Consider the following 11,684-nt stretch of genomic DNA (forward strand, 5'->3'; position numbering starts at 1 on the left):
TTATATCTCCTCCACTTGGAAGTCTCTTTCAATATTTTCCGTTAATATCTTAATTTTACCCTCAGCTTCATTTAAAATCTTATATAGTTTATTGCATAAGGCAATTCCCTCTTCGTAGTTTTTCATAGAAGCCTCTAAAGCTAATTCCTCTTTATCCATAGTCTCCACTATAGTTTCTAATTTTTTTAAAATATTTTCGTAGCTTTCAATTTTCTTAGCCATTAAATATCATCCTTTTTATTTTAATATTATATTTTACTAATTTTAAATTTCTTTCTTCCATTTTTCATAATAATTGTAACATTATTTTTATCATCTATAGCATTAATATCAGAGATTATTTTATTATTTTCATCTTCAATTATTGAATAACCTTTGTTTAAAACTCTTAGAGGATTATGGGCATTTAATAATTCATTCATTCTTCGGAGAACCTCTTTTTTCTTCTCAATATTTAAATCCATGCTCTTATTAAGGTTATCCTTAATTCTATCTATTTTTTGGTACTCATTTACTACAATTTTTTCAGGGCTATTATAATCTATAGTTCTTTTTAGTAAATTTACTTTATTATGTTTTTCTTTTATCACATTCATTATTAATAAATTCATTCTCTTTTTATGATTTTCTAATATATTATTAAATTCATTTAAATTGAAAACAGCCACTTCGGCCGCTGCCGAAGGAGTTGGGGCCCTCCTGTCACTAACAAAGTCAGCTATGGTAAAATCAGTTTGATGACCTATTCCTGTAATTATTGGTATCTTAGATTTATAAATTGCTCTTGCTAATTCTTCATCATTAAAGGACCATAATTCCTCTATAGACCCTCCCCCACGAGCTAATATTATAACTTCTATATCTCCTCTACGATTTAAAAATTCTATGCCCTTTATGACCTCTTTGCTGGCTCCTAATCCTTGAACTGCTGAGGGGTATATAATTAAATTCACTTTATTATTTCTTCTTCTTGTAACATTTATTATATCTCTTATTGCAGCTCCTGTTGGAGAAGTTATAACTCCAATATTATTTGCATACTCTGGAATTGATTTTTTATTTTTTATATCAAATAATCCTTCTTTTTCTAAAGTATCCTTCAACTTTTCAAAGGCAATATATAACTCTCCGACTCCATCTCTTTTCATCTCTTCGCAATAAAGTTGATAAGAGCCTTCCTTTACATAAAGAGAAACCTTTCCCTTTACTACAACCTTCATTCCATCTTGTGGCATAAATTTTAAATTTTGAGCATAACTTTTAAACATAACACAATTTATTTTGCTTCCAGAATCTTTTAATGAAAAATAAGCATGACCCGAAGAGTGCAGTTTAAAATTTGAAATCTCTCCACTAACTAAAATGTTATTTAATATAAAATCATTATCAATTACTCTTTTTATATAATTATTCACATCAGAAACAGATAAAGTTTTAATATTCATTACCTAATCCCTCACATGTATTCTTTATAAGCATAATAGATGTCATCGCACCTACTCCCCCTGGTACGGGAGTGATATAACTAGCTTTATGAATTACATTTTCATAATCTACATCCCCTGCCATTTTACCATCTACTACAGTAAATCCTACATCTATTACTACAGCACCTTCTTTTATAAAATCTTCCTTGACAAAATTAGGACTTCCTATGGCAGCTACAATTATATCTGCATCTTGGCATATACTCTTTACGTCCATTGTTTTTGAGTGACAAACCGTTACTGTTGCATCCTCATTTAATAGTAATTGGGCCACGGATTTTCCCACAATTATACTTCTTCCAAGGACTACTGCGTTTTTTCCCTTAATCTTTATGCCAGTACTTTTAATTAACTCAATAATCCCTTGAGATGTACATGGAATAAAGCACTTTTCTCCTTTATAAAACTTTCCACAATTAATATCTGTTAGGCCATCCACATCTTTTAAATGACTAATTTTATTTACTATAACCTCTTCATCTAATCCCTCTGGTATTGGCAATTGGATAATAATGCCATGAATATTTTCATCATTATTTAAATCTTCAATAGTATTTAAAACAACCTGTTCTGAAGTTTCCTTAGGTAGGATTATCTTCTTATATTCTACTCCAATTTCGCTACAAAGCTTGTTTTGATTATTCATGTAAAATATAGATCCTTTATCTTCACCAATCAATATACTTGCTATACACGGGGAATTTAAACCTCTTAGGGCTCTATCTTTGATAAAAAGCTTCAATTCTTCTTTATATTTTGCTGCGACAATTTTCCCGTCTATTGGAACTCCCATTAAATTAACACCCCTTATTTTTTTCTTTAGAAATATTATCTAAAACTGCATTGATAAAAGCTGGTGACTTATCTTCTGAATATTTTTTAGCAAGCTCCACTCCTTCATTTATAGAAACATTAACTGGAATGTCTTCATCAAATAATATTTCATAAGTACTTAGCCTTAATATTGCCAAATCTACCTTTGCTAGTCTATCAAGCTTCCATTTCTTTAAGTGTTTTTCTATTGTTTTATCCAACTCTTTCTCATTTTCTTCTATTCCCTTTAAGGTTCTTGTTAAATATTGTATGTCTATTTCCTCCAAGTCCCAATTTTCAGGATCTTTTTCTTTGCTCTTTTCATCTGCGTCTATTAAATCACTTACAAATTCGTCTTTCTTAGTAACTTCTTTCAAGTTTGTAAGAACTTCTAAATAATTTTCTTTTTTAATCATCATTTCAAATAGTAATCTCATTCCTAAATCTCTTGTTTTTTTCCTATTCATATTTTTCCTCCAAACATTAATTCAATTTAATTATACTACTTATTCTAAATATGGAAACACCCTCTGATAACAGAGGGTGATTTCTTATGCATTTTCTACAGTACTTGTTTCTTCATTTCTTTGAATTAAAACATTTTGTACATGTATGTTTATTGCTGAAACTATTAGTCCTGTCATTGACTCTACTGCTTTTTTAACATTCTCTTGAACCTTTACAGCTACCTCTGGAATTTTAACACCATAGTCTACAACTATATGTAAATCTATTGTAGCGCTATTTTCTCCAACTGTAACCTTTACCCCTTTAGATAAGTTCTTTTTACCTGTTAAAATTTGCGTTATACCACCTACAGGGCCAGCACTCATTCCAACTATTCCCTTTACCTCCGTTGTAGCTAATCCTGCTATAACTCCAACAACTTCATCTGATATTCTAACTATTCCTAAATCCATTTCTTTCTTAATAGATTCTTCCATGCTCTCTACCCCCTAGTTTCTTCTTTTATACTAGCAAAAGATTAATCTTAAGGTATATTATATCAAATTGCTCTATCTTTTACAATTATTATTGCATTTCTTGAATTTCTACATTTTTAATCTTGGTCTCGCTCATAACTACACTTTGTATTTCCTTAGTTTGCTTATCAGTAAGCTTCTCCTTAACTTTTACAGTTACTGTAACCTTATCCTCATTAGCTAAACAAACTACGTCTTCATATCCTTTAGCCTGTAGGTTAAGCTCAACTTTGTTTTCATGTGTTGTTGCCATTGTTAAAGCAACATATTGCTCTGCAGTTTTATCTCTTTGCTGTTGTGATATGTTCTTATCTTCCATTATAGTCTTTAACCCCTGTAGCGCTTGTGCATTTCTGTTGTCCCTAGCCATTTTAGCTTCAACAAAATAATTGGAGTTTGATGAAGTCTTTTCGTTACCCTTTAATGATATTGCACTCTTTTCTCCTGTACCCTGAACATATAGTGGATTATTGAGTCTCGTAGCTAGCAACCCCATAGACACTATTAGTGCCAAAAGTGTTAAAATGATTGCCGCTTGTTTTTTATTCATACATTATTCCCCCCATCTATCTTTCTACAAAATTATATGCTTAAAATTTAAAATATATACTACTTTTTCATAGGATAAACATTCACTTTGTTTTCACCTATATTAAATAAATTTGTAACTGCTTTTCTTATTCTATACTCTGTTACTTTATCCTCAGCTCCTTCGGCGACTATAAGCACTCCAGTAACCTTTGCTTTATTCTTTTTTACTATAAGAGGCTCTGTCTTATCTCCCTCCGAAGTCATAACTATAGTAGTTCCACTATTTTTTTGAGTGGTATTTCTTCTTCCTCCTTCATTATCTACTTCCTCTGTGGTATTGGTTGAATCATTCATATTCACTGCTGGAACATGTTCTTCACCACTAGAAAAATATATCATTACCTCAACTCTTCCTACCCCTTCAGTTTGCTGAAGTATATTTTTCAATTCATTCTTAACTTCTCTCTCAGCCTGGTCACTATTTGGTTCATCTATCACTTGTTCTATTCCTGAATCATTCTTATTTTCATTTTTAACCAAAGTACCTTTTACACTAGAAGTTGTACTCTTAAATAAATTTGCAGTAAGCAGTATTAAAACACCCATTAAAAACACTATTATCAGATTCATAACATTTTTACTAAAAATAGGCTTACTCTCTCCACTCTTTAATTTCTCTAAAAATTTTTTAAAATCCATAATGTACCTCCCATTATAACTTGTAAATAGTTATTATTTTTTCTTGAACCTTAAGCTCCTTTGATAAATAAGATTTAATGTCATCATGAAGTTTATCCTTTTCCTCAATATTTTTTTCCCCTATATTTACTTTTACCTTTTCAACTTTTTGAACTTTACCACTATTAATACCAACTTTTATGTATTTAATCTCAAATTTACTCTCTTGAGTAACATATTCTGCTTTTACTTCTAATTTATTATTTGATAAGTTAAATTCTTCCTTTAACTTTTCCCCTATGATTTGTGTTAAATTATTTTCAAAATTATTTATTGTGTTTTTTAAACTTTCCTCTTTATATTTTTCTATGGACTTTGCTGTATCCTCATCATAAATTGACCTTGAAATATTTTGGCTATATACGCTAATGTTAAAATTTCTATTAAATATTTTTATTATTGGATTAATTAGCACAGTCATTAATATTAATCCTAATACAAATTTTGAGTATTTTTTCAAGCTATTATCTGGCAAGAGCATTTCTACCGCTGTAATAAAAAGAACTAATGAGGCTATGTTTATTATCCATTCTTTAAGTAAATCTATCATTTACCTAACCTCCTATGGCTAATTTGCCTGCTGTTGCAATTATGGAAACCATTATAAAAAACATTACTGACACTGAAATAAGACAAGAAGTAATAAGTATAAGTGAATTTCCTGCAGAAGTTATACTATTTACTAGTCTTTTTTCAGCAATAGGTTCAATCAAAGCCGCTGTAATTTTATAAATGAAAGCTGTTAAAGCTATTTTTATTACAGGCAAAATTACTATAAGTATTAAAATAATTAATCCTACGCTGCTTAGTGCATTTTTTAGCAATAAAGAGTATCCTGCCACAGTGGATACTGCATCGGATAAACACTTTCCTACTATAGGCACAAAATTGTCTACAGCATATTTGGCAGTTTTAGCTACTACCTGATCTAAAGTCTTTGATGATATACCTCTAACTGTCATCACTCCTATAAATATAGTCATGAGTATGCCTTGCCCCCATAAGGCTACTTGATTTAATAGTTTAGTTAACTTTTCTATTTTAAATTCCTCTGTCATATTATTTACAAATTGTAGTACAAAAGTGGCTGATATTAACGGAATTAATATATTTGAAAATATTCTTGCTCCTATATTTACAGCAGCAATTACTACTGGATCCATAACTGTGGCTTCAGCAATTCCACCTATTCCAACTAATAACATTAAAAGAACAGGTATTAAAGCAAGCATAAAATCTGACATTCTTTGAACTGTTTCCCTAGCTATTTGAACTCCTATATAAAAGCTTCTAGCCATTATTATAATTAGCAGAGCATAGCAAGCAAAATAGGCTATATTAGTTAGGCGTTCATTGCTAAAAGCCTTTTCTAAATTAGTAATCAAGGCACATACAATAGATATTATTATTAAAGTTGACATGAGCTTTAAAGAAGCTAAGGTCTCTCTTAAGATAAATGCGCTTATGGCTTGTATTAATTTGCCTGCAGAAAATTCTCCATCTCCCTTCTTCATATAGCTGCTTACAAAGGATTTAATGTCCATGTCCTTTAAAAGTTCATGTTCATTTTTCATATTTGTTATGTAATCATATAGCTGTTCTACCTCGGTGCTATTCCTATTATCCACTGTAGATGCTTGTACACTATAGCCTGTCGTTAATAGGAATATAGTCAAAAGAAGAATAATAATTGAATACTTTTTAAAATATATCTTCATATCTCTCCCCTACATTATTCTTAAAATTGATTGTAATACAGCCATTAAAATTGGTATTGCCAACACCAAAATTAGTATTTTACCTGCAAACTCTACCTTTGATGCAATACTTGACTGCCCTGCATCTCTGCAAATTTCACTACAAAAGGAAGCTAAATAGGATATCCCCAAAATTTTAAATACAGTAGTCAAATAAACAAAATCTATATTTGCTTTCAAAGATAGTTGTTGAAGTAAACTCATAATGGCTGTTATTTTGTTTATCATAAAAAGAAAAATAATTATGCCCGCACATAAGCTTACTTGCATTGCTAACTCTTGTTTTTGTATAGTTAAAACAATAAATAAAGCAGTAAAGGCAAAGGCTACTATCTTTACTATCTCCATTTCATCCTCCTATAGCTGAAACATAGTTCTAACAGCATTAAATAGTTTATTAATTAAGTTTATTACCATCATAAGTATTATCAAAAGCCCTGCTAAATTTGTTATTACTGCGTAATTCTCATAACCACTAGTTTTAAACATTTTATCTAAAAAAATAACTAGAATACTTACACCTGCAATTTTGAAAATTAAATTTACATCTAACATTTATATCCCCCTTTAAATGAATATGATTACTACCATCATTCCTATGGTAAAACCTAAGAACCTGTACATTTTAACGTTTTTTTTCACAAGCGTTTCTGCCTCTATCAATTGACTTTTCAAATTATCTAAAGTAAGAGCAACCACCTTTTTTTGCCCTTCTATATCAGTCTCTCCTAGTCCTTTGCCTAGATTGTATATTAAATTTAAATCCTCTTTGTTAAAATTTAATATATCTTCCATTCCCTCATAAGCTTTTTTAATTCCCTCATAAACGCTATCAACTTCATTTGAATAAAGTATACGAGAGAGTTCATTAAAGAACTTGTCCATGGGTACCTTACTCTTTTTACTTATACTTAAGAAAACTTCTGGTAAAGGAGTATAAGTGTATATTATTTCATTTTGCAATTGATAAATGCATCTTTGAAATTCCTTTAACTGATTATTTCTTTTATTCAAATTGCTACTATAGAAAAAACCAATCCATGTAGTTGACACTACTACCATTAAACTTCCAATTATTTTTAACATATTACCCCCTATAGATATAGGCTTTATCTTTAAAGTCATATACATAATGCACTGTTCCTACACCTTTTTTATTATTTAGTACAATAGCTCTATGAAATATATTGTTCTCCACTATGTTTTTAAACACTTCCCTAGCATACAAATCCTCTATTCCATATCCATGTATAGTGGTAACTATGGAAACCCCCGAATTTGAAGCCTTAATGATACTTTCCATATCTAAAGCTGTACCTATTTCATCGCAAATAATGACTTCGGGTGACATGCTCCTTATTCCCATCATTATACCTTCACTTTTAGGACAACTGTCTAAGACATCCGTCCTAAGTCCTACCTCAAGTTGGGGTATACCATTATAACAAGAAGCAATTTCACTTCTCTCATCTATTATGCAAACTTTCTTTCCTGAAAAATTTAAGCCTTTAAATCCATCTGATATATTTCTTCCTATATCTCTTAAAAGAGTTGTTTTACCACATCTTGGAGGTGATATTATTATAGTATTTAATACTTCCTTTTCTTCAAATATGAAATTCATTATTCTATCGGAGCACCCTATTATTTGGGTACATATTCTTATATTTAGAGAAGCTATCTCTTTTATGGTCTTTACATTATTTTTTTCTATAACACAAGTTCCACATATACCAATTCTATGTCCACCTTTTATAGTAATATAACCTTGTCTTATCTCGTCGTCATAAGCGTATATAGAATAATTACTAATTCTTTGAAGTATTGTTTTTATATCCTCTAAGGTAGCAATATAATTTGTTATTACCTCCCCTTCTCCAATTTGTAAAATAGTTTTCTTCCCAGCTTTTATTCTTATTTCTTGAAGAGATCTCATTTTTTCAAAATTTAATAAATTTCTAATACCTTCCGGTAACATATTATTAATATCTTTAGTGTTTATCATTTTTATCCTCCTTTCTTATTAAAAGGTATTTTAGTTTTGCCAAAAATATTCCACAGAAAACAAAAAAATAAAAAGGAATCCTATTTTGGATTCCTTTTTACAATGAAAAATTAACAATCACAATCGTCATCGCAGTCAGAGCAACAACTTGACTTAAATTCAATTTCTTTATGACAATTAGGGCAAGCTATGTTATGTCTATTTTCAAGTATGTTTGAATCAACATATATAGTTTCACCGCAACTATCACAAGTCATATCAATAAAATCTTCTATATCTTCATAACTATCATCTTCATCATATAATTCATCTTCTATATTTGTTAAGTCCTCATCTAATACATCTATGTATTCTTGCATATCCTTTTGAGCATCTTTAATTTCATCGATTTCTTCACTGATGCTCTGTAGAATAACTACTATTTCTTTAATTATTCTTCCTTCTTTACTTCCTTCCTCTAATCCTAGTCCATCAACTAAACCATTTAAATATGATACTTTTGAACTAATTGAACTCATTCATATTCACTCCTTTTTATTATAATTAATAACGACATACTTTCATGTATGCCGTTACCAAAATACGTTAATTATATTATTGACTAAACTCTTTCCATATATTCACCAGTTCTAGTATCTATTCTAATAACGTCTCCTTCGTTTACGAATAGTGGAACTGATACAATTGCTCCTGTTTCAACTGTAGCTGGTTTTAAAACGTTAGAAGTAGTATTTCCTCTAGCTCCAGGCTCAGTATGAGTAATTTGTAATTCAACAAAGTTTGGTGCTTCTACTGAGAAAGCTTCTCCCTTAAAGAATTTAATTACTGCAAACATATTTTCCTTAAGGAATTTTATTGCATCTTCAACTTGTTCAAAATTTAATGGAATTTGTTCAAAAGTTTCTTGGTCCATAAAATAATATAACTGACCATCAGAATATAAATATTGCATTTCTTTTCTTTCAATTACAGCTTCTTGAAGCTTTTGAGTTGGGTTAAAAGTTGTTTCAGTACTTCCACCAGAAATAACATTCTTCATTTTCGCTCTAACGAAAGCAGCTCCTTTTCCTGGTTTAACGTGTAAAAAATCTACCACTGTATAAACTTGTCCATCTAATTCAAATGTAGTTCCTTTTCTTAAATCTCCTGCTGATATCATATCAAAGAATCCCTCCAAAACTATTAATTCATTTATATTATAACCTTATTAGGTAAGATAATACTTATTTGTTTTTATATAATTATTAAATTTTTAGGCGACTTTGAAAGTGTCTCAAAGCCATCTTCTGTAACTAGTACTAAATCTTCAATTCTAACTCCAAATTCATTAGGAATATAAACTCCTGGCTCATCGGTAATAATCATCCCTGGTTTTAATACATTAGTTCCCATAGGACTTACTCTAGGGCCTTCATGAACTTCTCTACCTACTCCATGACCTAGACCATGACCAAAATAGTCGCCATATCCTTCAGCTTTTATTATATCTCTTGCAACTTTATCTACATCTGCACCAGTAACTCCAGGCTTTATGCTCTTTAAAGCTTCTTCTTGAGCTTTTAACACTGTGTTGTAAACCTGCAGCATCTTTTCTGTAGGGTCTCCCATAGCTATAGTTCTTGTCATATCAGAACAATAACCATTATAAATACATCCAAAGTCTAAGGTAACAAAATCACCCAGTTTAATAACTTTATCTGTAGGTTGACCATGAGGTAAAGCTGATCTTTCTCCTGATGCAACAATGGATGGAAAAGAAAGTCTTTCTCCTCCATATCTTTTTAACCAATATTCTAATTCTACGGCTACCTCTTTTTCAGATTCTCCTGGCCTGATAAATTGTAATATTTTTTCGAATGCTCTATCTGCAATAGATGCAGCTTTTTTTATACATTCTATTTCATAACTATCTTTTACTAGTCTTAAATTTTCTACCATTCCATCAAGAGGAAGCATTTCGCATTGAAAGTTTTCTTTGTAATTCATATAAGTTTTATATGTAATAATATCTTCTTCAAAAGCTAATTTTTTTATTCCTAATTCCTCAATTATTGAATTTAAAGTCTCTTCAACTTTCCCTTTATACTCTCTAACCTCAATGTCCTTAACTTCTTCTTTTGCTTGCTGAGTATATCTAGAATCTGTTAAAAAAACTGCTTTTTCTAGTCCAACTACTAAAAAACTCTCATCTCCAGTAAAGCCTGATATGTAATTTCTATTATAATCTCCTAATAATAATACTCCATCTAAATCTTTAGACTTCATTAGGTTTCTTAGTCTGCTTATTCTTTCCTTATGCATCTTTTCACCCCTATTTTAAAAGCTAGAGCCTTCAATTATATAATTAATTATTGCATTAACAGACATAATATATCCAAAATATCCAAAACCTGTTATGACTCCAATACATCCTTCTGCAGTCACACTTTTCCTTCTGTATTCCTCTCTTTTATATATATTGCTTAGATGAACTTCTACAGTAGGTATGTTAACACTTCTTATAGCATCTAAAATAGCTATACTATAGTGGGAATATGCTGCTGGATTTATTATAATTCCAGAGTATTTATACATACTTTCTCCTATAGTAGTTATTATTTCTCCCTCATTGTTGCTTTGAAAAAAATCTATACTTACTTCGTAGCCGTACTGAAAATTTTTCACCTTATTATTAATCTCTTCTAAAGTTAAACTTCCATATACATTTTTTTCTCTTACTCCAAGTAAATTCAAATTAGGCCCATTTATTATTAATATTTTTATGGGTTGCAAATTTAACAATTCCTCTCTAATGAATTTTTTATATAAACTGGAATACATTTGAACAATGATATTTTATCAAAAGTTCTATCTATTTGCAAATAATATTATTTAATTTTATCAATAATGTTCTTTACTATACTCTCTACAGTAGTATTATTACTATCTACTATTAACCTTGCCTTATTATAAATTGGGAGTCTTTCTTTATATAATTTCTTTAGAGCTTCTTCTTTGCTTTTAGCTAGCAAAGGTCTATCAGATAAATCTTTTTTAATTAATTCTTCAATAGGTATTCTTAAAAATATAGTGAATCCTATTTTATTTAGTAATTCCATATTGTTATTATATATAGGAAATCCCCCACCTGTAGAAATAACATATCCGTCATAGTTTATTATTTCACAAAGTACTTCTCTTTCCAGCTCTCTAAAATATTTTTCTCCCTTATCTTTAAATATAGTTTCTATAGAATAACCTGTTTTATTTTCAATATATGTATCCGTATCCATAAGTTTAAAATTTGTAACTTCCCTAAGCTTTTCCCCTACAGTGCTTTTTCCACTACCTGGCATACCGATAAGTATTATATTCATAACATCCACTCCTC

At 30.0% G+C, this 11,684-nt stretch carries 18 protein-coding genes; all 18 read right to left on the reverse strand.

The window, feature by feature from the left end:
* Positions 1-222, reverse strand: coding sequence for an exodeoxyribonuclease VII small subunit (locus ABDZ69_RS08500; RefSeq protein WP_343768745.1), 222 nt, complete (start codon positions 220-222; stop codon positions 1-3).
* Positions 223-248: 26 nt separating this feature from the next.
* Positions 249-1,445, reverse strand: a complete 1,197-nt coding sequence (gene xseA / locus ABDZ69_RS08505; protein WP_343768747.1) for an exodeoxyribonuclease VII large subunit — start codon at positions 1,443-1,445, stop codon at positions 249-251.
* On the reverse strand, positions 1,435-2,280 hold the full coding sequence (locus tag ABDZ69_RS08510; protein WP_343768750.1) for a tetrahydrofolate dehydrogenase/cyclohydrolase catalytic domain-containing protein: 846 nt from the start codon (positions 2,278-2,280) through the stop codon (positions 1,435-1,437). The genes xseA and ABDZ69_RS08510 overlap by 11 nt, the downstream gene beginning before the upstream one ends.
* Positions 2,281-2,284: 4 nt before the next feature.
* Positions 2,285-2,767 carry a transcription antitermination factor NusB gene (gene nusB / locus ABDZ69_RS08515; RefSeq protein WP_343768752.1) on the reverse strand — a complete coding sequence of 161 codons (483 nt, stop codon included), beginning with the start codon at positions 2,765-2,767 and terminating at the stop codon, positions 2,285-2,287.
* 84 nt (positions 2,768-2,851) lie between these two features.
* Positions 2,852-3,244 (reverse strand): Asp23/Gls24 family envelope stress response protein, encoded by a 393-nt coding sequence (locus tag ABDZ69_RS08520; RefSeq protein ID WP_343768753.1) that lies wholly within the window; start codon positions 3,242-3,244, stop codon positions 2,852-2,854.
* A gap of 88 nt (positions 3,245-3,332) precedes the next feature.
* Positions 3,333-3,833, reverse strand: coding sequence for a SpoIIIAH-like family protein (locus ABDZ69_RS08525; RefSeq protein WP_343768754.1), 501 nt, complete (start codon positions 3,831-3,833; stop codon positions 3,333-3,335).
* A gap of 59 nt (positions 3,834-3,892) precedes the next feature.
* A complete protein-coding gene (gene spoIIIAG / locus ABDZ69_RS08530; protein WP_343768756.1) occupies positions 3,893-4,513 on the reverse strand; it encodes a stage III sporulation protein AG in 621 nt (206 codons plus the stop codon).
* 13 nt (positions 4,514-4,526) lie between these two features.
* Positions 4,527-5,102 carry a stage III sporulation protein AF gene (gene spoIIIAF / locus ABDZ69_RS08535; RefSeq protein WP_343768758.1) on the reverse strand — a complete coding sequence of 192 codons (576 nt, stop codon included), beginning with the start codon at positions 5,100-5,102 and terminating at the stop codon, positions 4,527-4,529.
* Positions 5,103-5,106: 4 nt separating this feature from the next.
* A complete protein-coding gene (spoIIIAE, locus tag ABDZ69_RS08540; RefSeq protein WP_343768759.1) occupies positions 5,107-6,270 on the reverse strand; it encodes a stage III sporulation protein AE in 1,164 nt (387 codons plus the stop codon).
* A gap of 9 nt (positions 6,271-6,279) precedes the next feature.
* Complete coding sequence (spoIIIAD, locus tag ABDZ69_RS08545) at positions 6,280-6,657, reverse strand: stage III sporulation protein AD (RefSeq protein ID WP_343768761.1); 378 nt, start codon at positions 6,655-6,657, stop codon at positions 6,280-6,282.
* A gap of 9 nt (positions 6,658-6,666) precedes the next feature.
* Complete coding sequence (gene spoIIIAC / locus ABDZ69_RS08550) at positions 6,667-6,864, reverse strand: stage III sporulation protein AC (protein WP_343768762.1); 198 nt, start codon at positions 6,862-6,864, stop codon at positions 6,667-6,669.
* Positions 6,865-6,876: 12 nt separating this feature from the next.
* Complete coding sequence (gene spoIIIAB, locus ABDZ69_RS08555; RefSeq protein ID WP_343768764.1) at positions 6,877-7,395, reverse strand: stage III sporulation protein SpoIIIAB; 519 nt, start codon at positions 7,393-7,395, stop codon at positions 6,877-6,879.
* Position 7,396: 1 nt separating this feature from the next.
* Positions 7,397-8,314 carry a stage III sporulation protein AA gene (gene spoIIIAA / locus ABDZ69_RS08560; protein ID WP_343768765.1) on the reverse strand — a complete coding sequence of 306 codons (918 nt, stop codon included), beginning with the start codon at positions 8,312-8,314 and terminating at the stop codon, positions 7,397-7,399.
* A 110-nt stretch (positions 8,315-8,424) separates the two neighbouring features.
* Entirely contained in the window at positions 8,425-8,832 is a 408-nt protein-coding gene (locus ABDZ69_RS08565; RefSeq protein ID WP_343768768.1) for a CD1247 N-terminal domain-containing protein, read from the reverse strand.
* A gap of 83 nt (positions 8,833-8,915) precedes the next feature.
* On the reverse strand, positions 8,916-9,473 hold the full coding sequence (efp, locus tag ABDZ69_RS08570; RefSeq protein WP_343768770.1) for an elongation factor P: 558 nt from the start codon (positions 9,471-9,473) through the stop codon (positions 8,916-8,918).
* A gap of 74 nt (positions 9,474-9,547) precedes the next feature.
* Positions 9,548-10,615, reverse strand: a complete 1,068-nt coding sequence (locus ABDZ69_RS08575; protein WP_343768772.1) for a M24 family metallopeptidase — start codon at positions 10,613-10,615, stop codon at positions 9,548-9,550.
* A 15-nt stretch (positions 10,616-10,630) separates the two neighbouring features.
* Entirely contained in the window at positions 10,631-11,077 is a 447-nt protein-coding gene (gene aroQ / locus ABDZ69_RS08580) for a type II 3-dehydroquinate dehydratase (protein ID WP_343769630.1), read from the reverse strand.
* A 104-nt stretch (positions 11,078-11,181) separates the two neighbouring features.
* Positions 11,182-11,670: a shikimate kinase gene (locus tag ABDZ69_RS08585; RefSeq protein WP_343768774.1), complete on the reverse strand. Its 489-nt coding sequence runs from the start codon at positions 11,668-11,670 to the stop codon at positions 11,182-11,184.
* Between the last annotated feature and the right edge of the window lie 14 nt (positions 11,671-11,684).

This window comes from Clostridium malenominatum (genome assembly GCF_039521365.1).
GTDB classification, from domain to species: Bacteria; Bacillota; Clostridia; order Clostridiales; family Clostridiaceae; genus Clostridium_AW; species Clostridium_AW malenominatum.